This window comes from Streptomyces deserti (assembly GCF_054782695.1).
This window is the reverse complement of sequence record NZ_BAAGRZ010000025.1, coordinates 83897-105520: the sequence shown is the minus strand read 5'-3', so window position 1 is coordinate 105520 and position 21624 is coordinate 83897. Positions and strand designations below refer to the sequence as shown.

Annotated in this window: 21 protein-coding genes; 15 read left to right on the top strand and 6 right to left on the bottom strand. The window is 71.6% G+C overall.

The window, feature by feature from the left end; all coding sequences use genetic code 11:
- Nucleotides 1-23 precede the first annotated feature (23 nt).
- From ACYVMZ_RS30415 to ACYVMZ_RS30405, 3 genes are read left to right on the top strand one after another with little or no spacing between them, the layout of a single operon-like run.
- Nucleotides 24-620, top strand: a complete 597-nt coding sequence (locus ACYVMZ_RS30415; protein WP_461085307.1) for a DUF5998 family protein — start codon at nucleotides 24-26, stop codon at nucleotides 618-620.
- Nucleotides 620-1813 (top strand): alkaline phosphatase family protein, encoded by a 1194-nt coding sequence (locus tag ACYVMZ_RS30410; RefSeq protein WP_461085305.1) that lies wholly within the window; start codon nucleotides 620-622, stop codon nucleotides 1811-1813. Before ACYVMZ_RS30415 ends, ACYVMZ_RS30410 begins: the two co-directional genes overlap by 1 nt.
- 44 nt (nucleotides 1814-1857) lie before the next feature.
- Entirely contained in the window at nucleotides 1858-2508 is a 651-nt protein-coding gene (locus ACYVMZ_RS30405; protein WP_461085303.1) for a thymidine kinase, read from the top strand.
- A gap of 6 nt (nucleotides 2509-2514) precedes the next feature.
- Here the strand turns inward: ACYVMZ_RS30405 and ACYVMZ_RS30400 are convergent, their stop codons facing one another.
- Nucleotides 2515-3318: a VOC family protein gene (locus ACYVMZ_RS30400; protein ID WP_461085301.1), complete on the bottom strand. Its 804-nt coding sequence runs from the start codon at nucleotides 3316-3318 to the stop codon at nucleotides 2515-2517.
- Between the two features lie 345 nt (nucleotides 3319-3663).
- On the opposite strand from ACYVMZ_RS30400, the gene ACYVMZ_RS30395 reads away from it, so the two are divergent.
- Nucleotides 3664-4515, top strand: coding sequence for a sulfurtransferase (locus ACYVMZ_RS30395; RefSeq protein WP_461085299.1), 852 nt, complete (start codon nucleotides 3664-3666; stop codon nucleotides 4513-4515).
- Between the two features lie 64 nt (nucleotides 4516-4579).
- On the opposite strand, the gene sepH is transcribed toward ACYVMZ_RS30395, so the two are convergent.
- The 3 genes from sepH to ACYVMZ_RS30380 form a co-directional block, all read right to left on the bottom strand.
- Nucleotides 4580-5614, bottom strand: coding sequence for a septation protein SepH (sepH, locus tag ACYVMZ_RS30390; protein WP_461085297.1), 1035 nt, complete (start codon nucleotides 5612-5614; stop codon nucleotides 4580-4582).
- Nucleotides 5615-6297: 683 nt separating this feature from the next.
- On the bottom strand, nucleotides 6298-7626 hold the full coding sequence (locus ACYVMZ_RS30385; protein ID WP_461085295.1) for a D-arabinono-1,4-lactone oxidase: 1329 nt from the start codon (nucleotides 7624-7626) through the stop codon (nucleotides 6298-6300).
- Nucleotides 7586-8824: an MFS transporter gene (locus tag ACYVMZ_RS30380; RefSeq protein ID WP_461085293.1), complete on the bottom strand. Its 1239-nt coding sequence runs from the start codon at nucleotides 8822-8824 to the stop codon at nucleotides 7586-7588. The genes ACYVMZ_RS30385 and ACYVMZ_RS30380 overlap by 41 nt, the downstream gene beginning before the upstream one ends.
- A 198-nt stretch (nucleotides 8825-9022) precedes the next feature.
- Between ACYVMZ_RS30380 and ACYVMZ_RS30375 the strand changes: the two genes are divergently transcribed.
- Entirely contained in the window at nucleotides 9023-10165 is a 1143-nt protein-coding gene (locus tag ACYVMZ_RS30375; protein WP_461085291.1) for a ferrochelatase, read from the top strand.
- Between the two features lie 8 nt (nucleotides 10166-10173).
- Nucleotides 10174-10989, top strand: coding sequence for an inositol monophosphatase family protein (locus ACYVMZ_RS30370; protein ID WP_461085289.1), 816 nt, complete (start codon nucleotides 10174-10176; stop codon nucleotides 10987-10989).
- A gap of 190 nt (nucleotides 10990-11179) precedes the next feature.
- Here ACYVMZ_RS30370 and ACYVMZ_RS30365 read toward each other — a convergent pair whose 3' ends face one another.
- The gene (locus ACYVMZ_RS30365; RefSeq protein WP_365829351.1) at nucleotides 11180-11353 is read right to left on the bottom strand and encodes a hypothetical protein; all 174 of its coding nucleotides are present in this window, start codon (nucleotides 11351-11353) and stop codon (nucleotides 11180-11182) included.
- Nucleotides 11354-11788: 435 nt separating this feature from the next.
- On the opposite strand from ACYVMZ_RS30365, the gene ACYVMZ_RS30360 reads away from it, so the two are divergent.
- The 4 genes from ACYVMZ_RS30360 to ACYVMZ_RS30345 all read left to right on the top strand — a co-directional run bounded on the left by ACYVMZ_RS30360 (nucleotide 11789) and on the right by ACYVMZ_RS30345 (nucleotide 15374).
- On the top strand, nucleotides 11789-12442 hold the full coding sequence (locus ACYVMZ_RS30360) for a response regulator transcription factor (RefSeq protein ID WP_028424348.1): 654 nt from the start codon (nucleotides 11789-11791) through the stop codon (nucleotides 12440-12442).
- 6 nt (nucleotides 12443-12448) lie between these two features.
- Entirely contained in the window at nucleotides 12449-13699 is a 1251-nt protein-coding gene (locus tag ACYVMZ_RS30355; RefSeq protein WP_461085288.1) for a sensor histidine kinase, read from the top strand.
- A gap of 405 nt (nucleotides 13700-14104) precedes the next feature.
- On the top strand, nucleotides 14105-14401 hold the full coding sequence (locus tag ACYVMZ_RS30350; RefSeq protein WP_043504706.1) for a DUF4193 domain-containing protein: 297 nt from the start codon (nucleotides 14105-14107) through the stop codon (nucleotides 14399-14401).
- A 13-nt stretch (nucleotides 14402-14414) separates the two neighbouring features.
- Nucleotides 14415-15374 carry a hypothetical protein gene (locus tag ACYVMZ_RS30345; RefSeq protein WP_461085286.1) on the top strand — a complete coding sequence of 320 codons (960 nt, stop codon included), beginning with the start codon at nucleotides 14415-14417 and terminating at the stop codon, nucleotides 15372-15374.
- Nucleotides 15375-15417: 43 nt separating this feature from the next.
- On the opposite strand, the gene ACYVMZ_RS30340 is transcribed toward ACYVMZ_RS30345, so the two are convergent.
- Nucleotides 15418-15879 (bottom strand): DUF3093 domain-containing protein, encoded by a 462-nt coding sequence (locus ACYVMZ_RS30340; protein WP_461085284.1) that lies wholly within the window; start codon nucleotides 15877-15879, stop codon nucleotides 15418-15420.
- 57 nt (nucleotides 15880-15936) lie between these two features.
- Here ACYVMZ_RS30340 and ACYVMZ_RS30335 point away from each other — a divergent pair, with 57 nt between their 5' ends.
- The 5 genes from ACYVMZ_RS30335 (at nucleotide 15937) to ACYVMZ_RS30315 (ending at nucleotide 21548) form a co-directional block, all read left to right on the top strand.
- Entirely contained in the window at nucleotides 15937-16521 is a 585-nt protein-coding gene (locus ACYVMZ_RS30335) for a PaaI family thioesterase (RefSeq protein WP_461085282.1), read from the top strand.
- Nucleotides 16518-17087 (top strand): dUTP diphosphatase, encoded by a 570-nt coding sequence (gene dut, locus ACYVMZ_RS30330; RefSeq protein ID WP_461085280.1) that lies wholly within the window; start codon nucleotides 16518-16520, stop codon nucleotides 17085-17087. The genes ACYVMZ_RS30335 and dut overlap by 4 nt, the downstream gene beginning before the upstream one ends.
- A 1-nt stretch (nucleotide 17088) precedes the next feature.
- On the top strand, nucleotides 17089-17853 hold the full coding sequence (locus tag ACYVMZ_RS30325; RefSeq protein ID WP_461085278.1) for a DUF3710 domain-containing protein: 765 nt from the start codon (nucleotides 17089-17091) through the stop codon (nucleotides 17851-17853).
- A gap of 471 nt (nucleotides 17854-18324) precedes the next feature.
- Nucleotides 18325-20871, top strand: a complete 2547-nt coding sequence (locus ACYVMZ_RS30320) for a sensor histidine kinase (RefSeq protein WP_461085276.1) — start codon at nucleotides 18325-18327, stop codon at nucleotides 20869-20871.
- Complete coding sequence (locus ACYVMZ_RS30315) at nucleotides 20868-21548, top strand: response regulator (RefSeq protein WP_461085274.1); 681 nt, start codon at nucleotides 20868-20870, stop codon at nucleotides 21546-21548. The genes ACYVMZ_RS30320 and ACYVMZ_RS30315 overlap by 4 nt, the downstream gene beginning before the upstream one ends.
- The last annotated feature ends 76 nt before the right edge of the window (nucleotides 21549-21624 follow it).

Sequence of the window (21624 nt, the reverse complement as noted above, 5' to 3'; positions counted from 1 at the left end):
CGCAGTCAGTGCTCCCCCGTAGGATGGGCGTCATGGCCAAGACCAGTACGACGACCCAGGGGCTGCGCACGGCGATCGAGCGCAGCGGCTACTACCCGGCTCTCGTGGCCGAGGCGGTGGAGGCCGCCGTGGGCGGCGAGCCCATCCGGTCGTACCTGGTCCATCAGGAGACGACGTTCGACCAGAACGAGGTGCGGCGGCACGTGACCGTGCTCGTCCTCACCGACAACCGCTTCATCGTCAGCCACACCGACGAGCAGGCCGCGGACAACACCTCCCCGACGCCGTACGCCACGACGTCCACGGAGTCCGTGAAGCTCAGCCGGATCTCCTCGATCGTCGTCAGCCGCGTGGTCGCCAACCCCGAGCAGTACACGCCGGGCACGCTGCCGCGCGAGGTCGTGCTCACCATCGGCTGGGGCGCCGTCTCCCGCATCGACCTGGAGCCCGCCGCCTGCGGCGACCCCAACTGCGAGGCCGACCACGGCTACACGGGCAACTCGACGGCGGACGACCTCAGCCTGCGCGTCAGCGAGGCCGGGGACGGCCCGGAGACGGTGCGCCAGGCGCTCGTCTTCGCGCAGGCCCTCTCCGAGGCGACCGCGGACCCCGCCCGCTGATGTCCCAGCTCACCACCTGGGACCAGCACCCGGAACCGCTCGACGTCGACTCCGCGCCCGTGCCCGAATACGGCACCGGCTCGCTCGCCGACCTGCTGCCCACGCTGGCCGCGGGCATGGGCGTCCCCGGTATGGCCGCCGCGATCCCGGAGCTGACCCCCGCCGACCGGAACTGCGTGTTCCTGATCGACGGCCTGGGCTGGGAGCAGCTGCTCGCGCACCCCGAGGACGCCCCCTTCATGACCTCGCTGCTCGCCACCTCGCGCGGCGGCACCGGGCGTCCCCTCACCGCCGGCTACCCGGCGACCACCGCGGTCTCCCTCGCCTCCGTCGGCACCGGCCTGCCGCCCGGCGTGCACGGCCTGCCGGGCTACACCGTGCGCAACCCGGACACCGGCGATCTGATGAACCAGCTGCGCTGGCAGCCGTGGACCCCGCCGGGCTCCTGGCAGCCGTACCCGACGGTCTTCCAGCTGGCTCACAAGGCGGGGGTGCACGCCGCACAGGTGTCGTCGCCCGCGTTCGAGAACACCCCGCTGACCAAGGTCGCGCTCAGCGGCGGGACGTTCCACGGGCGGCTGTCCGGCGAGGACCGCGTGGACCTGGCGGCCGAGCAACTGGCCGCCGCCGACCGCTCCCTGGTCTACACGTACTACGCCGAGGTCGACGGCGCCGGTCACCGCTTCGGCGTCGACTCCGACACCTGGCGCGGCCAGCTCATGTACGTCGACCGCCTGGTCCAGCGCCTCGCCGAGCAGCTGCCGCCGCGCAGCGCGCTCTACGTCACCGCCGACCACGGCATGATCGACGTGCCCTTCGACGAGCACCACCGCATCGACTTCGACGAGGACTGGGAGCTGCGCGCCGGGGTCGCCCTGCTCGGCGGCGAGGGCCGCGCCCGGCACGTCTACGCGGTGCCCGGCGCCGCGAACGACGTCCTGACCTGCTGGCGCGAGGTGCTCGGCGAGCAGTTCTGGGTGGCCTCACGGGACGCGGCGATCGCGGCGGGCTGGTTCGGCCCGCGCATCGACGAACGCGTGTACGACCGCATCGGTGACGTCGTGGCCGCCGCGCGGGACGACGTCCTGCTGATCGCCTCCGAGCGGGAGCCGAAGGAGTCGGCGATGGTCGGCAACCACGGTTCGATGACCCCTGCCGAGCAGCTGGTCCCCCTGCTCGAAGTACGCTCCTGAAGCGCCACACACCCCTGCTTTCACCGAAAGGTGCTCAACTCCCCATGCCCGAGCTGGTGTTCTTCTCCGGAACGATGGACTGCGGGAAGTCGACGCTGGCACTCCAGATCGAGCACAACCGCTCGGCACGCGGCCTGGCGGGCATGATCTTCACACGCGACGACCGGGCCGGCGAGGGCAAGCTGTCCTCGCGCCTCGGCCTGGTCACGGACGCGGTGGAGGTGCGGGACGACATGGACCTGTACGCCTACCTCGTCGACCACCTCTCGCACGGCGGGCGCGCGGACTACGTGATCGCCGACGAGGCACAGTTCCTGTCCCCGGACCAGATCGACCAACTCGCGCGCGTGGTCGACGACCTGGGCATCGACGTCTACGCCTTCGGCATCACGACGGACTTCCGCTCCAAGCTGTTCCCCGGCTCCCAGCGGCTGGTGGAACTCGCCGACCGCGTCGAGGTGCTCCAGGTGGAGGCCCTGTGCTGGTGCGGCGCCCGCGCCACCCACAACGCCCGCACGGTCGGCGGCGTCATGGTCGTCGAGGGGGCGCAGGTGGTCGTCGGCGACGTCGGCGACTCCGCCGACGAGGTCGGCTACGAGGTGCTGTGCCGCCGCCACCACCGCCGCCGCATGACGGCCGCGACGGCCCGCGCGGCGGCGCTGTCACCGGACGTGCTGCCGGTCTCGCCGTCCTGACATCGCTCAGCGCGGACTCTGCAACAGCGAGAACCTCGCCCCCTCCGGGTCCGCCACCGTCGCCACGCGGCCGTGCGAGGTGTCACGGGCCGGTGTGAGGACGTGACCACCCAGGTGCACGACGTGGTCCACGGCGTCGTCGGTGTCGGCCACCTGGAAGTACGCCATCCAGTGCGGGCCACGGTCGCGGGGCAGGGCGCCTCCCATGCCGTGGATGCCGGCGACGGGTCGGCCGTCGAGGTGCAGGGTCACGTAGTCGAAGTCGGCGGAGACGACCGGCTCCTCCTCGTACCCGAACACCGTCCCGTAGAACTTGGCGACGGTCTCCGACTCGAAGGTCGTCAGCTCGTTCCAGGCGGGGGCGCCGGGCACGCCCGCGATGGCCGTGCCGAGGTGGGCGGGCGCCTGCCAGATGCCGAACACGGCGCCGGACGGGTCGGAGCCGATCGCCAGACGACCGGCGTCGGCGGCGTCCAGGGGGCCCACGCCGATGGTGCCGCCGCACAGCCGTACGGTCTCGGCCGTCAGGTCGACGTTCTCGGAGGCGAAGTAGGGGGTCCAGGCGATGGGCAGGTGCCGGTCCGGCGGGAGTTGGCCGATTCCGGCCACCTCGCGTCCGTCGAGCAGGGCTCGTACGTAGGGGCCGAGTTGCTGGGGGCCCGGCTGGAACTCCCAGCCGAACAGCGCTCCGTAGAACTCCTGGGTCGTGGCCAGTCCGTGCACCATCAGGCTCACCCAGCAGGGCGTGCCGGGCGTGTGCCGAGCGGGCGCTTCGCCGTTCGGGCGGGCGGACCCCCGTGCGTCGGTCATCGTCACTCTCTTCTCGGCCCTCGCGGTGGCCGTACTCTTCTCGGCCCTGTTCAACCGTGCTCTTCTCGGCCCTGTTCAAGGCCGTGCCGCGTCCGCTCTCCGGACCCCGTGCCGACGGCTCGCACCAAGCCGTGGCCGCGCGTGGCGGGCACGCCCCGCGTGGCGGCCCCTGTCCGGAGAATGCCCGATGTGCGGGCCCCTGTCCGCTTCGGCGCGCTTACTGACGGGTGTCGATCAGCTGTACAGCATGTGTCCGATCCCGTACCCCTCGTGATCGGGGCTGTCCGGCCGAGCAGAGTAGCCGCACTTGGGCGACTCGGCCACCCCGTGCGCGAGGATGGGGCCATGAACGCCATCATCTCCGCATCCGAACTCGCGAGCGCCCTGGCGGGCGGGAACCCGCCGGTCCTGCTCGACGTCCGCTGGCAGCTCAGTGTGGCCAAGGCGGCCGGTGAGCCACCGTTCGACGGGCGCGCCGCGTACGAGACCGGGCACCTTCCCGGGGCCGTCTACGTCGATCTGGACAGGGAGTTGGCCGCCGCCCCGGGCAAGGGCGGGCGGCATCCGCTGCCCGACCTCGCGGAGTTCGGCGCCGCGATGCGCCGGGCGGGCGTGTCGTCCGGGCGGCCGGTGGTCGTCTACGACGGGGGACAGGGCTGGGCGGCCGCCCGGGCGTGGTGGCTGCTGCGCTGGACGGGTCACCCGGACGTGCGGGTCCTGGACGGCGGGTTGCCGGCCTGGGACGGGCCGCTGTCGGTGGAGGTACCCACGCCCGCCGTGGGCGACTTCGAGCCGGTGCCCGCTGCGGCGGGGCTGCTCGACGCCGACGGCGCGGCGGCGCTGGCGCGCTCCGGGGTGCTGCTGGACGCGCGGGCGGGGGAGCGGTACCGGGGTGAGGTGGAGCCGATCGACCCGGTGGGCGGGCACATTCCGGGTGCGGTCTCGGCGCCCACGACGGAGAACGTCGGTCCGGACGGCCGTTTCCTGCCCGCCGAGGAACTGCGTTCCCGCTTCAAGGGCCTTGGCGTGTCCGGCGGTTCGGACGTCGGCGTGTACTGCGGTTCGGGTGTCTCCGCGGCGCACGAGGTGCTGGCGCTGGCGGTCGCGGGCATCCCGGCGGCGCTGTACGTCGGTTCCTGGTCGGAGTGGTCGTCGGACCCGGAGCGGCCGGTCGCCGTGGGGCCGGATCCGCAGTAGCGCGCAGCAGCACGACGAGAGGGCCGCAGCCGATGGGCTGCGGCCCTCATCCTCGTTCGGCCGTCTACTCCTGCTTCTTGCGCCGCGTCCCGAACACGATCTCGTCCCAGCTCGGCACCGCCGCACGGCGGCCCGGACGGACGCCGTCCGCCTCGGCCTGGCGGTCGGTGGCGCCGATGAGACGGTCGCGGTGGCTGCCGACCGAGCGAGGCATGAGGACGTCCGCGTAGGCGGAACCGGCCGAGGCCGCGGGCGCCGGGGGCTCCTCCGCCTCGGGCTCGATCTCGGGCGGTTCCTCGGCGGACTCCGGCGGGCGCTCCGGGACCACCAGGTCGCCCCGGAAGCTCGGCACCGCCTCCAGCAGGCTGGTCAGCGAGTCCCGCTCACCCGTGCTCTCCTCGGCCGGCTCGGACGCCTGCGCGGGCAGACTCGGCCGCTCGCGGTCGGCCGAACGGTCCAGCGGACGGTCGCGCGGCAGCCGGGCGATGCGCGGCACGAACGGGAAGCTGGGCTCGGGCGCGGCCAGGTCGTCGGACTCGCCGATCAGGGAGCGGGCCTCGTCGTCGACGGCCTGGACGAGCCGCCGGGGCGGGTCGTACGTCCAGCTCGCCGAGTGCGGCTCACCCGCGACCCGGTAGACCAGCAGGACCTCCCACGTGCCGTCGTCGCGGCGCCAGGAGTCCCACTGGACGGTGTCCTTCTCCGCGCCGCGCAGCAGCAGCCGCTCCTGGACGGCCTCGCCGAGCGGCGGACCGGAGTTCTCGCCGGGACGCCGGACGGGGGTCTTACGGGCCCGCTCCGCCATGAACGCACGCTCGGCGAGCACGGGGCCCTCGAACCGGCGTACGCGGTCCACGGGAATGCCGGCCATCTGCGCGACCTCTTCCGCGGTCGCGCCGGCACGTATACGCGCCTGGATGTCGCGGGGGCGGAGATGGCTCTCCACCTCGATCTCGATCTGGCCGAGGCGGGGACGGTCGCCGCGCACGGCGGCGCGGAGCCGTTCGTCGATCGGAAGCGTGTACTCCGTGCTGTCAGCAGCCTTCAGCACCAGCCGTGTGCCGTCATTCGAGACGGCCACGACACGCAGTTCGGGCATGGGGACCTCCCGGGTGGTGCCTGCCGACGTCACGTGCGTCGCTGCTTCCGCTAGTCGAGTGTGGCCTGCCCGGGTGCAGCCTGCCACAACCTTGCCGAGTTGCCCGGCGTGTCGGGCGTGGGCCCTGGATCGCCGTTATGGCACGGTTACCTATTCGCAACGCTAAGTGACCAACTCCGTCACCCTGTGCAACTAGCCCCCTCCCGGCGGTCCTTAAAGGCCCCGTACACCCTGGCGGGAGACCGGACCCAGGGTTCGCAACAGTACTCCATTCGGACCACGTGCGTGGATTGGCACGCCGCCCAACTTCTGGCAAGGGGTGGGACTTGGCCGCCCCTTTCCCGGTTTCCGCGATCTTGAACGTGGTGAACTTCACGCAATCGCCAGAAACGGAACTATTGTTGTCGTCCGGGCGTCCCCTTCTCGTGCAGTCGATCGGTCGTGTACGGGAAAGGCGGAAACGCCTCCGGCGGCCGGCGAGTTCACCGCAGGAACCGTGTACCGCGCGCGGGTCAGGGGCTGGAAGCGGCCGGTGCTCGCGGCGGTCCTGGTCTTCGGGCGGGGCGATGGCGTCGATCACGGCGTACGAGCCGGTGTCGGGCCACAGCCTCAGCGGCGGGCGCAGCACGACCGTCGGCGCACCGGCGCGGCCACGACCCCGTCCGCACCGCCCAGCGCGGTGGCTACGCCCCCAGAACCCTCCGCAAGTAGTCGTTCTGGAACCGTCGATCCGGGTCCAGACGGTCCCGCAGCGCCGTGAACTCGCCGAAGCGCGGATACACCCGGGCGAAGTACTCGGCGTCGCGCGTGTGAATCTTCCCCCAGTGCGGCCGCCCCTCGTGCGCGGTGAAGATGCGCTCGGCGGTGGTGAAGTACCGCTGACAGGGCGTGCCCCGGAACATGTGCACGGCGATGTACGCACTGTCGCGGCCCGACGCCGTGGACAGCGTGATGTCGTCGGCCGGGGCGGTGCGTACCTCGACGGGGAAGCTGATCCGCAGGCCGGAGCGGTCGACCATGGCCTTCAGTTCGCGCAGCGTGGCGACCACGGCCTCGCGCGGGACGGCGTACTCCATCTCCACGAAGCGCACCCGGCGCGGAGATGTGAAGACCTTGTAGGGAATGTCGGTGTACGTCCGCGCGGACAGGGCCCTGCTGGAGATCCGGGCGATCGCGGGAATCGTGGCGGGCACCGCGCGGCCGACCCAGTTGGCCACCTGGAAGACGCCGTTGGAGAGGAACTCGTCCTCGAACCAGCCCTTGAGCTGCGGCACCGGCCGCTCGGGGCCCGCGCTGCGGTTGTTGCGCTTGGTGTTGGTGCTGCCCGTGTGCGGGAACCAGTAGAACTCGAAGTGCTCGTTCTCGGCCCACAGTTCGTCGAAGTCCGCGAGGACCCTGTCGAACGGCATGGGCTCCTCGCGGGCCGTGAGCAGGAAGATCGGCTCCACGGCGAACGTGATCGCGGTGACGACGCCGAGCGCGCCGAGGCCGATGCGGGCGGCGGCGAAGACCGCGCGTTCTTCATCGGTCCCCTTCTCCGAGCAGGTGAGGACCGAGCCGTCGGCGGTGACCAGTTCCAGTGCCTTGATCTGGGCGGCGATCGAGGCGGACTCGCGGCCCGTGCCGTGCGTGCCGGTGCTGGTGGCCCCGGAGACCGTCTGCTCCATGATGTCGCCCATGTTCGTCAGCGACAGGCCCTCCCGCGCGAGAGCCATGTTGAGCCTCTTGAGCGGTGTGCCGGCCTCGACCGTGACCGTCATGTTCTCGCGATCAATGCTGCGAATCCCGGTCAACAGTTGAGGACGTATCAACACACCGTCGGTGGCGGCTATGGACGTGAAGGAGTGCCCGGTGCCGACCGCCTTCACCCTGAGGCCGTCCTCCGCCGCCTTCCGTACGGCCTCGGCCAGTTCGTCGACGGAGGCGGGAGTGACCTCCCGCGCGGGTCGTGCGGAGACGTTGCCGCCCCAGTTACGCCACGTGCCGTTGTTCCCGCTCGCTGTGCTGCTCAACGGAGCCTCCCCGACCCGGAGCCGGCCTGCGGAGCCGGCGATACCCGAGGAAACCGACCGCGACCGCGACGGCTCCGGCCACCGCCGGAACCCCGTACCCGGCACGCGCCCCGGCCGCGTCGATGACCCAGCCGGCCGCAGCGGAACCGAGCGCCACCCCGATGGCGAGCCCGGTGCTCACCCAGGTCATGCCCTCGGTCAACTGCGCGCGTGGTACGTGCTCTTCGATGAGGGACATGGTCGTGATCATCGTGGGAGCGATGGACAGACCCGCAACGAACAGCGCCACGGCCAGAAACGGCAAGTTTCCGACCAGTAGGAGGGGGATCATACTCACGGCCATCGCACAGATGCCCAGCAGCCATCGACGCTCCGGCGCCCCTGTGAAGCGCAGCAGCCCGAACACGGCTCCCGCCACGCAGGAGCCCGCCGCGTACAGGGCGAGCACGACGCTGGCGGCGGCCTTGTGCCCCTGCTCCTCGGCGAAGGCGACCGTGACCACGTCGACGGCCCCGAAGATCGCGCCGGTCGCCACGAAGGTGGCCACCAGGACCTGCAGACCGCGGGAGCGCAGCGCGCTGCCGCCGCCCTTGCGCTCGCGCGGGTGCGGCTCGGGCTCGGTGGCGCGCTGCGCGGTCAGCCAGAAGACGCCGACCGCCAGGAAGCAGGCGGCCAGCAGCGGACCGGCCTCCGGGAACCAGGCCGTGGACAGGCCGATGGAGATGATCGGCCCGAAGATGAAGCAGACCTCGTCCACCACGGACTCGAAGGAGTACGCGGTGTGCAGTTGTGGGGTGCCCCGGTACAGGGCCGCCCAGCGGGCCCGGATCATCGCGCCGACGCTCGGCACGCAGCCGATGCCGACGCAGCACACGTACAGCACCCAGTCCGGCCACCCGTAGTGCGCGGCGAGCAGCAGCCCGGCCGCGGCGGTGAGCGACAGCAGCGTCGCCGGGCGCAGCACACGCCGCTGCCCGTACTGGTCGACCAGGCGCGACACCTGCGGTCCCGCCACCGCCGCGGCCAGCGCGATGGTGGCCGACAGGGCGCCGGCCAGCCCGTACCGCCCGGTGAGCTGGGAGATCATCGTGACGACGCCGATGCCCATCATCGACAGCGGCATGCGGCCGAGGAAGCCCGCGGCGGAGAAGCTCTTGGTGCCGGGGGCGGCGAACAGAGCGCGGTAGGGGCTGGGCAACGGGGTCTCCGGGAGGGGCGCGGTAAGGGCCTCGGTATGAGGACCAGTATGGGGCTCAGTATGGGGCTCAGTAAGGTGCGAACGCAGCTGGTACAGCTTACGGGTTAGGTGACCCTAACGCACCCCGAACAGCGGCCGGGATCCCAGTGGTCACCGGGTCGTTTCCCGGCTGTCAGTGCCGGGTGGCAGGATCGACCCATGCCAGACGCGCTCGATGTCACCCCCCACGACGCCACTCCCTACGACGCCCTGCTCCTGCTCTCGTTCGGCGGCCCGGAGGGGCCGGACGACGTGGTCCCGTTCCTGGAGAACGTGACACGCGGGCGCGGCATCCCCAAGGAGCGTCTGAAGGAAGTCGGTCAGCACTACTTCCTGTTCGGCGGGGTCAGCCCCATCAACGACCAGAACCGCGCCCTGCTGGACGCTCTGCGCAAGGACTTCGCCGGGCACGGCCTGGACCTGCCGATCTACTGGGGCAACCGCAACTGGGCGCCGTACCTGACGGACACGCTGCGCGAGATGGTCCGGGACGGCCGCCGCCGCATCCTGGTCCTCGCCACCAGCGCCTATGCCTCGTACTCGGGCTGCCGCCAGTACCGCGAGAACCTCGCCGACGCGCTCGCCGCCCTGGAGGCGGAAGGCCTGGAGCTGCCGAAGATCGACAAGCTGCGGCACTACTTCAACCACCCGGGCTTCCTGGAGCCCATGATCGACGGCGTGCTGCAGTCCCTCGCCGACCTCCCCGAGGATGTCCGCGACGGCGCGCACATCGCCTTCTCGACCCACTCGATCCCGACCTCCGCCGCGGACACCTCGGGGCCCGTCGAGGACCACGGTGACGGCGGTGCGTACGTCAGGCAGCACCTGGACGTGGCGCAGCTGATCGCCGACGCCGTCCGCGAGCGCACCGGCGTCGACCACCCCTGGCAGCTCGTGTACCAGTCCCGCTCCGGCGCCCCGCACATCCCGTGGCTGGAGCCCGACATCTGCGACCACCTGGATGAGCGGCACGCGGCCGGGGTCCCGGCCGTCGTGATCGCGCCCATCGGCTTCGTGTCCGACCACATGGAGGTCCTGTACGACCTCGACACGGAGGCCAAGGCCAGGGCCGAGGAGCTGGGCCTGCCGATGCGCCGCTCGGCCACCGTCGGCGCCGATCCGCGGTTCGCCGCCGCGATCCGCGAGCTCGTCCTGGAGCGCGCCGCGGTCGAGCGCGGGCAGGACGTCACCCCGTGCGCCCTGGGCGCGCTCGGCCCCAGCCACCACCTGTGCCCGGTGGGCTGCTGCCCGGTCCGCGCCCCCCGGCCCGCCGCCGCGGGCGCCGACAGCCCCTACGCGTGAGGAGCCCCGTGACCGACCCCCTGCACTCGGACCTGCTCGAACTCGCCCGGGAGGCCGCCCGCAACGCGGGCGCGCTGCTGCGGGACGGCCGCCCGGCCGACCTCGAGGTCGCCGGGACCAAGTCCAGCCCCATCGACGTCGTCACCGAGATGGACATCGCGGCGGAGAAGCTGATCACCGGCCTGATCGCCGATCACCGCCCGGACGACGGCTTCCTCGGCGAGGAGGGCGCCGCCACCGAAGGCACGAGCGGCGTCCGCTGGGTGATCGACCCGCTCGACGGCACGGTCAACTACCTGTACGGGCTGCCCACCTGGGCCGTCTCCATCGCCGCCGAGCAGGACGGCGAGACCGTCGTCGGGGTCGTCGCGGCCCCGATGCGCGGGGAGACGTACCACGCGGTCCGCGGTGGCGGAGCCTGGGCCACCGGCGCCTGGGACGGCGAGCGCAGGCTCACCTGCCGCCCCGCGCCTCCCCTGGACCAGGCCCTGGTCTCGACCGGCTTCAACTACGTCACCGAGGTCCGTGCCCACCAGGCCGAGGTCGCCCACAGGCTGATCCCGCTGCTGCGGGACATCCGGCGCGGCGGCTCGGCCGCGGTCGACCTGTGCGACGTCGCCGCGGGCCGCCTCGACGGCTACTACGAGCGGGGCTTGCACGCCTGGGACTTCGCCGCGGGCGACCTCATCGCCCGGGAGGCGGGCGCGCTGACCGGTGGGCGGCCCGGAGAGCGCCCGTCACACGACCTGACGGTCGCGGGCACGCCGGGCGTCTTCGAGCCCCTCCAGCGCCTCCTGGAGGACTTCGGCGCCTGGCACGACTGACGGGCGGCCCGTCCGCCGTGCCGCGGGGCCGTCCGTCGTACGCCGGGCTGCCGCACGGCTAACAGGACGTGAACACGACGGCACGGGGCCGGACGTGAACACGACGGCACGCGAATGGACGTCAACACGACCGCTCACACGGAACGGGCCCCGGCGCTGGATTCGCCGGGGCCCGCTCCGTACGCGCTGATCAGACGCTGTACGCGCCGACCTCCACACCGTGCTCGGCGGCGAGACGGCGCAGGTCGTCGAGCTCGCCCTGCTCCACCTCGACGAGGAACTCGTCGCCCTCGTCGCGAGCCCGGGACAGATCGGACTCGGTCGCCCTTATGCGCTGCAGAAGTCCTGCGGTGAATGCGTCCATGCTGCGCCCCCTCGTCCTGGGTCGTGGGTCAGTGGCACGGGGGTGTGCCGTTCGGAAGGGACGATCACGTCTGCGGTGGATGCCCAGCGCCGCTCAGCTGGGCGGCGACGGTGCCGGACACCCACGCCCGCTCTGCGGAAGCGGATTGATGCCGCACCGCATGGTGGTGCGGTACAAGCAGAGCGTGATCGCGGGATGTAAAGCCGTCCTCCCCCCGCTCCCTTCCGCGGAAACCTCAACCGGACGAGAAAATCCCGTATTCCCTTCTCCCGCCCTGTCTCGCCCCGCTCCTGCTCCTGAGCGCCCTGTGCTCACCCGCCTTACAGCCGACTTATGGCCGAAAAGGGCAGGATGGAGGCAACACACCCACGAAGACCCCTGCCCGCCCGCGCCCCGGAAGCGCTACGCGGGTGGACTTGAGGAAGGACAAGCGACGTGCGCGTACTCGTCGTCGAGGACGAGCAACTGCTCGCCGATGCGGTGGCCACCGGACTGCGCCGGGAGGCCATGGCCGTCGACGTCGTGTACGACGGTGCGGCCGCCCTGGAGCGCATCGGCGTCAACGACTACGACGTGGTCGTCCTCGACCGCGACCTCCCGCTCGTGCACGGCGACGACGTCTGCCGCAAGATCGTCGAGCTCGGCATGCCCACGCGCGTGCTGATGCTCACGGCCTCCGGTGACGTCAGCGACCGTGTCGAGGGTCTGGAGATCGGCGCCGACGACTATCTGCCCAAGCCCTTCGCGTTCAGCGAGCTCACCGCCCGCGTGCGTGCCCTCGGACGGCGTACGAGCGTGCCTCTGCCGCCCGTCCTGGAGCGTGCCGGGATCAAGCTCGACCCCAACCGCCGCGAGGTCTTCCGCGACGGCAGGGAGGTCCAGCTCGCGCCCAAGGAGTTCGCCGTGCTGGAGGTGCTCATGCGCAGCGAGGGAGCGGTCGTCTCGGCGGAGCAGTTGCTGGAGAAGGCCTGGGACGAGAACACGGACCCGTTCACGAACGTCGTGCGCGTGACCGTCATGACGTTGCGCCGCAAGCTGGGCGAGCCGCCGGTGATCGTCACCGTCCCCGGCTCCGGTTACCGGATCTGATCGCCCGTGGCCACTACCCCGGCGCCCCCGCAGGCGCCCCCGAAACCCACCTGGGACCCCAGGAGGCCGGCGCAGCCCTTCCCGTGGCTGCGCCCGACCATCCGCATAAGGCTCACGCTGCTGTACGGCGGGATGTTCCTGATCGCCGGCATCCTGCTGCTGTCGATCATCTACCTGCTGGCCGCCCAGGCGCTCAACACCGGAAACGAACCGCTGTTCAAGATCGTGGACGGCGACGCCATCAAAGTGACCAGCGACAACTGCCCGGCCATCAACAACACGAGCCCCATCTCGCTGTCGGCGTTCAACGAGGCGATCAGCGAGTGCATCGACCACCAGCGCCGGGTCGCCCTGGACAACCTCCTCAGCCGCTCCCTCCTGGCCCTGCTCGGCCTCGCCGTGATCGCCTTCGCCTTCGGCTACGCGATGGCCGGCCGCGTCCTGTCGCCGCTCGGCCGGATCACCCGCACCGCCCGCGCGGTGGCGGGCTCCGACCTGTCCCGCCGGATCGAGCTGGACGGCCCGGACGACGAGCTCAAGGAGCTGGCCGACACCTTCGACGACATGCTGGAGCGGCTGCAGCGGGCCTTCACCGCCCAGCAGCGCTTCGTCGGCAACGCCTCCCACGAGCTGCGCACCCCGCTGGCGATCAACCGCACGCTGCTCGAGGTGCACCTGTCCGACCCGAACGCCCCCGTGGAGCTCCAGCAGCTCGGCAAGACGCTGCTGGCCACCAACGAGCGCAGCGAGCAGCTCGTGGAGGGCCTGCTGCTGCTCGCCCGCAGCGACAACCAGATCGTCGAGCGCAAGCCGGTGGACCTCGCCGAGGTCGCCGCGCAGGCCATCGACCAGGTGCGCAGCGAGGCGGACGCCAAGGGGGTGGAGATCCGGGGCGAGCAGAAACCCGCGGTGGTCCAGGGCAACGGCGTGCTGCTGGAGCGGATCGCCCTGAACCTGGTGCAGAACGCCGTGCGCTACAACGTCCCCGAGAACGGCTGGGTCGAGGTCACCACCGATATCGAGCACGGCCAGGCGGTCCTGGTCGTGTCCAACACGGGCCCGGTGGTGCCGGCGTACGAGATCGACAACCTCTTCGAGCCGTTCCGGCGGCTGCGCACCGAGCGCACCGGCAGCGACAAGGGCGTCGGCCTCGGCCTGTCCATCGTCCGGTCCGTGGCCCGGGCCCACGGCGGGCACATCTACGCCCAGCCGCGCGAAGGGGGTGGGCTCGCGATGCGCGTCACGCTGCCCATCTGAGATCATGGCGCCAATCATCTCGGTGACACACGGGCTTGTTCGCTTTGCGCGGAATTTCCGGGCCGACAGACTGATGGTCCCGTGTGTGATCGATCACAAGAGCGGTTTTCCGGCCATCTACTCTCCGTGATCATGTGACCGGTCGGAAAGCCGGGAAAGTCCCGGTTTTCGGGGACCTTGATCACGGGAAGTACACGGTGAGACGCCTTTGAAGTGCGGCGTTCGGACCGTGTACGGTCCCCATCGCCATCCAAGCCGATCACTCATGGGGAGTCCGGTTGGGTGTCGATTGAGTAACAGACCTTGATGTGAGGCAAAATCTCCGCCTCGGGTCGGGCACAAGTCCGGCCTCTCACGCGTTACGTGCGCTGGAGACACCGCAGACACCCAGAGGGGGAGAGCGACATGGCTACCGATTACGACACCCCACGCAAGACCGACGATGACGTTGACTCGGACAGCCTCGAAGAGCTGAAGGCTCGCCGGAACGACAAGTCGGCCTCTTCCGTGGACGTCGACGAGTTCGAGGCCGCGGAAGGCCTCGAACTGCCCGGCGCGGACCTCTCGAACGAGGAGCTGGCCGTCCGGGTGCTGCCCAAGCAGCAGGACGAGTTCACATGCATGAGCTGCTTCCTGGTGCACCACCGCAGCCAGCTGGCCCGGGAGAAGAACGGTCAGCCGATCTGCCGCGACTGCGACTGAGGACGGGTCGGCCATGACTGGCTCGACCCCTCCTTGGAAGCGCCGCTTCTCCAAGAGGGGAGCGGACGAAGGGCCGCTGGACGGCCCGCGACACGGCGCGCGTGACGACGAGCGAGGCTCAACCAGTACGGGGGCGGCCTCGCTCGAACCGGCTGCCGACCGGGGTGACCTCCCGGCGCCCGTGGAGGTCCCCGCCCCCGTCGCCCGACGGAGGGTGGCCGCGTTCCGGGAAAGGGCACGGGAGAAGGCAAGGGAAGGAGCCCGCAAGGGCGGGATCCGGGCGAGGGCGGGGCTCGCGTTTCTCGCCGACCGGATCATCGAGCTCGCCCCGCGGGTCCCCGTACGGGACCTGGCGACGCTCCGTCGGCAGTTCCCGGGCCTCGGGCCCGAGCAGCTCGCCGACAAGCTCGTGGCGGGCGCGGCGGGCGCGACAGCGACGGTCGGAGCGGGGGTGGGAGCCGCGGCGATGTTTCCCGTGCCGCCCGCGATGCCGACGGAGCTGGCCGCCGAGGTCGTCGGGGTCGCGGCGATCGAGCTGAAGTTGATCGCCGAGCTCCACGAGGTGTACGGCGTACGGCCGGCCGGCCATCTCAAGCAGCGCAGCACCGCGTATCTCAACGCCTGGACGGAGGAGCGCGGGATCGACGCGACCAAGCCGTCCACGGTGAGTGTCGCGCTCAACAGCCGTATGAAACGGGAGCTGCGGCAGCGGATCATGAAGCGGACGCTCCGCAATCTTCCGAACCTGATGCCGTTCCTGGTGGGAGCGGCCGTGGGCGCGGCCATGAACCGCCGCGACACCAGAAAACTCGCCGCCCGGATCAGGGAGGACCTGCGCAGGATCCAGGTGCCCTGGGACGCGCTGGAGGACCTTCCGGTCCTGGAGCGCCCGGCCGACGCGCTGCCGATGGGCGACATCACCGACGGCGGCACCAAGGAACTCGATAACCGCCGCGAGGACGACGGGCACTGAGCCCGCGCCTGAACCCGGGCGGGGGAACGAACGGCCGAGTGTGCTACGCGGCTGCCTTCGCGGCCTTCAGCGCCTCGGCCAGCCGCTCCGGCTCACGGGTGGACAGGTAGAGGTACGGGGTCGGGTCGTCCGGGTCCGTGACCTCCACGCGCAAGGCCGTGGGGATGTAGGCGCGCAGCAGCAGGAACGCGCGGGTGTCGGCCTTGTGGGTGCGCCAGGCGCGCGCCTCCTCGGCGTCCAGGATCTCCGCCTCGCCCAGCGCAGTCACCGGGATCTTCGCCTCGCCCGCGATCAGCAGGCCGCCCACCACCCGGATCCGGACCGAGCCGTACGAGCTGGCGGCGACCGCGGCCGCCGCGGTCCCGCCGGCCAGGCCGCCGAGCGCCGGCAGTGTGCCGAAGGGCACCAGGACCAGGCCGAGCGAGAGACCCACCAGCAAGGAGATCAGCCACCAGGAGCGGGGCGCGGTGAGGCGTTCTTCGTAGGGGGCGGCGGAGAGCTGCATGAGCCAAGCTTGGCACGGTGTCCGGATGGGACCGGCGCGCGGGTAAGGTCTGCGGCTGTGAGTGGTACTTCCGCAGCTCTTCAGCCTCCGGCCGACGCCGTGAAACCGGCGCGACATCCCGACGCTCCCGCGCCCGGTGAGCCTCTCGGGGCGCACTACGGCCAGTGTTTCGGATGTGGTGGCGAGCAGCCCCACGGACTGCACCTTCAGGCGCGGGCCGGTGAGGGTGTGTCCCTCACCGCGGAGTTCACCGTGCAGCCCGCCCACCAGGGCGCCCCCGGCCTCGCGCACGGCGGGGTGCTCGCCACCGCGCTGGACGAGACGCTCGGCTCGCTGAACTGGCTGCTGCGCACCATCGCCGTGACCGGACGGCTGGAGACCGACTTCGTACGGCCCGTACCCGTCGGCACCACCCTGTTCCTGCAGGCGGAGGTGACGGCGGTGGCCGGGCGCAAGATCTACTCGACCGCCACCGGACGCGTCGGCGGCCCCGACGGGCCGGTCGCCGTCCGCGCCGACGCGCTCTTCATCGAGGTCAAGGTCGACCACTTCATCGACCACGGCCGCGAGGAGGAGATCCAGGCCGCCATGAACGACCCGGACCAGGTCCGCCGCGCCCGTGCCTTCGAGGTGAACCCGTGAGCCCCGTCAGCCGTGCGCCCCGTCCGGAACTCCAGGTGCTCATCCGGCGCGTCGACCCGGACGTACCGCTTCCGACGTACGAGCACCCGGGTGACGCGGGAGCCGATCTGCGGACCACCGAGGCGTGTGAACTCGGGCCCGGGGAACGGGCCGTGCTGCCTACGGGCGTGTCTGTGGCCCTCCCCGAGGGGTACGCGGCCTTCGTGCACCCGAGATCCGGTCTGGCCGCCCGCTGCGGCGTCGCCCTCGTCAATGCCCCGGGGACGGTTGATGCCGGGTACCGTGGGGAGATCAAGGTGATCGTGGTGAATCTCGACCCGCGCGAGCCCGTGCGGTTCGAGCGCTTCGACCGGATTGCTCAACTGGTCGTCCAGCAGGTCGAGAGGGTCCGCTTCCAGGAGGTGGCGGAACTTCCCGATTCGGCGCGGGCCGAGGGGGGCTTCGGGTCCACCGGCGGCCATGCCGCGGTGGGCGGGACGAGCGGCACAAGCGGTCGGGCCGCCGTGGGCGGCCAGGCGGGTGGGAATCGATACGCTTCGGTCGTATCCGACCGGGAAGGACAGTGACGTGTTCGGACGTCGCAAGAAGAAGGGTGCCGCCGAGGACGCGGCCGGCGAGGCCGAGCAGGTCGTCGACAGCGTCGACACTGAGGCGGACGAAGCAGAGGCCGAGCGGCTGAGGCTCGAACCGGCGCCGCGGCCCGACGGGCCGTGGGACAGCTCCGAGGTCCGCGACCCCGCCGAGGGCCGGGTCGACCTGGGTGGTCTGTTCGTGCCGGGTGTCGAGGGCATGGAGCTGCGGGTCGAGGTCGCGGGCGACGCGATCGTGGCGGCGACCGTCGTGCTGCGCGACAGCGCCATTCAGCTGCAGGCCTTCGCCGCACCCAAGCGTGAGGGTATCTGGACCGAGGTGCGCGAGGAGATCGCGGCCGGCATCACCCAGCAGGGCGGCATCGTCGACGAGGTCGAGGGACCGCTGGGCTGGGAGCTTCGGGCCCAGGTGCCGGTGCAGCTGCCGGACGGCACCGGCGGCTTCCAGGTCGTGCGGTTCGTCGGTGTGGACGGTCCGCGCTGGTTCCTGCGCGGGGTGATCTCGGGCCAGGGCGCGGTGCAGCCGCAGGCCGCCGGGCTGCTGGAACAGATCTTCCGGGACACGGTCGTGGTCCGCGGCGACGGCCCGATGGCGCCCCGCGACCCGATCGTCCTGAAGCTGCCGAACGACGCGCAGATGGTCCCCGAGAGCGTCCAGCAGGACCAGCAGGAGGAGGGCTCCCGCTTCTCGGGCGGCATGGGCCAGCTGCAGCGCGGCCCGGAGATCACCGAGGTCCGCTAGGCGCTCCGCTGGGCAGATCGACCCAGGGCCGCACCCTCACGGAGGGTGCGGCCCTTTCTCGTGCGCGGACTTTGACGGGGATCTTCGATGTCCCGCGCGGCGAACTCGTCGCCCTCAAGGGGCGCTCCGGCTCCCGGCGGCCGGCAGCTGGGGGCACCCCCAGGCCGTTCAGGCACTGGGGGTGCGTCGTCATCGCCCGCACCCTCGCCGACCACCACGCCCTCCTCATCGCACGTCGGGAGCGACGGGGAGATCGTCGAGCACTGAGCCGTATCGCCGCACTGCCGCGCCGCCGTATCGCTGCACCGCCGTATCGGCGCGCCGCCGTACCGCGCCGTACCGCCGTGCCGCCCCGGGCGTCAGAGTTACGTCAAGGACGGGCCCCCGTGCCGTACCCGGCCCCATATGTCGTGATTGCTGGCCGTAAGGTCGACGCTGGGTAGCCAGCAGTGACCGGAAGACAATGAGGCCATGGCACGCGGCAAGCTTCGGATCTACCTCGGTGCGGCACCGGGCGTCGGCAAGACGTACGCGATGCTGTCCGAGGCACACCGCCGTGTGGAGCGCGGTACGGACTGTGTGGTGGCGCTCGTCGAGCATCACGACCGGTCGCGCACCGAGGTGATGCTGCACGGCCTGGAGCAGGTGCCGCGCCGGCCGGTCGAGTACCGGGGCGGCGTCTTCACCGAGATGGACCTCGACGCCGTCCTCGCCCGCCGCCCCCAGGTCGCCCTGGTGGACGAACTCGCCCACACGAACGTGCCCGGCTCGCGCCACACCAAGCGCTGGCAGGACGTGGAGGAGCTGCTGGCGGCCGGGATCGACGTCATATCGACGGTCAACATCCAGCACCTGGAGTCGCTGGGCGACGTCGTCGAGTCGATCACCGGCGTACGGCAGCAGGAGACCGTGCCGGACGAGGTGGTGCGCCGCGCGGACCAGATAGAGCTGGTCGACATGTCCCCCGAGGCGCTGCGCAGACGGATGGCGCACGGCAACATCTACCGGCCTGACAAGGTCGACGCCGCGCTGTCGAACTACTTCCGGCCCGGGAACCTCACGGCCCTGCGGGAGCTGGCGCTGCTGTGGGTGGCGGACCGGGTCGACGAGTACCTGCAGCGGTACCGCAGCGAGCACCGGGTGTCGGCGATCTGGGGCTCGCGTGAGCGGATCGTGGTCGGTCTGACCGGCGGCCCGGAGGGCCGGACGCTGATCCGCCGGGCCGCCCGCCTGGCGGAGAAGGGCGCCGGCGGCGAGGTGCTGGCGGTGTACATAGCGCGCAGCGACGGGCTGACGTCGGCCTCGCCCAAGGAACTGGCCCTGCAACGCACCCTCGTCGAGGACCTGGGCGGCACCTTCCACCACGTCGTCGGCGACGACATACCGGCCGCCCTGCTGGACTTCGCCCGCGGCGTCAACGCCACCCAGATCGTGCTCGGCGTCTCCCGCCGCAAGAGCTGGCAGTACGTCTTCGGGCCCGGGGTCGGCGCCACGGTCGCCCGGAACTCCGGGCCGGACCTGGACGTCCATCTGATCACACACGACGAGGCGGGCAAGGGTCGCGGCCTGCCGGTCGCGCGGGGAGCCCGGCTCGGCCGCTCACGGATCATCGGGGGCTGGCTCGTCGGCGTGGTCGGCCCGGTGGTCCTGACGGTGCTCCTGCTGCACACCGTCCACCTGGGGCTCGTGAACAACATGCTGCTGCTCCTGGCGCTGACGGTGGCGGCGGCCCTGCTTGGCGGCCTGTACCCGGCGCTCGCCTCCGCGCTGGTCGCCTCGCTGCTGCTGAACTGGTTCTTCACCGCTCCCTTCCACACCCTGTCCATCGCCGACCCGAGGAACATCGTCGCCCTGGCGATCTTCGTGGGGGTGGCGGTGTCCGTGGCCTCCGTGGTCGACCTGGCCGCCCGCCGCACCCACCAGGCGGCCCGGCTGCGGGCCGAATCCGAAATACTGTCCTTCCTCGCCGGGAACGTGCTGCGCGGCGAGACCAGCCTGGAGGCGCTCCTCGAACGCGTCCGCGAGACCTTCGGCATGGAGTCGGCGGCGCTGCTGGAGCGCGAGGGCGACGTCGAGCCGTGGACCTGCGCCGGCCGCGTCGGTCACGGGCCGTCGGTCGAGCGGCCCGAGGACGCGGACGTGGACGTGCCGGTCGGGGACCACATGGCGCTCGCGCTGACCGGCCGGGTACTGCCCGCCGAGGACCGCCGGGTGCTGGCCGCCTTCGCCGCCCAGGCCGCCGTCGTGCTGGAGCGCCGCCGCCTGCAGGAGGAGGCCGACCGGGCCGGCGCGCTGGCCGAGGGCAACCGCATCCGTACGGCGTTGCTGGCCGCCGTCAGCCATGACCTGCGCACCCCGTTGGCCGGGATCAAGGCGGCGGTGTCCTCGCTGCGCTCCGAGGACGTCGAGTGGTCCGAGGAGGACCGGGCGGAGCTGCTGGCGGGCATCGAGGAGGGCGCCGACCGCCTGGACCACCTGGTCGGCAACCTGCTCGACATGTCCCGGCTGCAGACCGGCACGGTCACCCCGCTGATCCGGGAGATCGACCTCGACGAGGTGGTGCCGATGGCGCTCGACGGCGTGCCGGAGGGCAGCGTCGACCTGGACGTGCCGGAGAGCCTGCCCATGGTCGCCGTCGATCCGGGTCTGCTGGAGCGGGCGGTGGCCAACCTGGTCGAGAACGCCGTCAAGTACAGTCCGTCCGCGACCCCGGTGCTGGTCGCCGCCAGCGCCATCGCCGAGCGGGTCGAGGTACGGGTGGTCGACCGGGGTCCGGGCGTCCCCGACGAGGCGAAGGACCGCATCTTCGAACCCTTTCAGCGCTACGGAGACGCCCCGCGCGGGGCGGGGGTGGGCCTCGGCCTCGCGGTGGCGCGCGGTTTCGCCGAGGCGATGGGCGGCACCCTGAACGCCGAGGACACGCCCGGCGGCGGCCTCACCATGGTCCTCACCCTCCGGGCGGCGGGATCGCGCCCGGACCTTCTCCACCCCGCAGAACCTGAAAGGCAGGCCTCATGACCCGTGTGCTGGTGGTCGACGACGAGCCGCAGATCGTGCGCGCCCTCGTGATCAACCTCAGGGCACGCACGTACGAGGTCGACGCGGCCCACGACGGTGCCACCGCTCTGCGGCTGGCCGCCGACCGCCACCCCGACGTGGTGGTTCTGGACCTCGGCCTGCCCGACATGGACGGAGTCGAGGTGATCAGGGGACTGCGCGGCTGGACCCGGGTGCCGATCCTGGTGCTGTCCGCCCGGCACTCCTCCGACGAGAAGGTCCAGGCCCTGGACGCGGGCGCCGACGACTACGTCACCAAGCCCTTCGGCATGGACGAGCTGCTGGCCCGGCTGCGGGCCGCCGTCCGCCGCGCCGAGCCCGCCGGCGACGAGGGCGACGTGATCGTGGAGACCGGCGAGTTCACCGTCGACCTGGCCGCGAAGAAGGTCCACCGCGGCGGGAAGGACGTACGGCTGACGCCCACGGAGTGGCACCTGCTGGAGGTGCTCGTGCGCAACGGTGGCCGTCTGGTCGGGCAGAAGCAGCTGCTGCAGGAGGTGTGGGGGCCGTCGTACGGGACGGAGACGAACTACCTGCGCGTGTACATGGCGCAGCTGCGGCGGAAGCTGGAGGCCGATCCCTCCCGTCCGAAGCACTTCATCACCGAGCCGGGGATGGGCTACCGCTTCGAGAAGTGAAACTCACAAAACCGGTTCGGTGGCGCGGAAGTGGAGGTCAGGACGGTGGCCGGGAACGGCCGGTTCGGGCCGGACT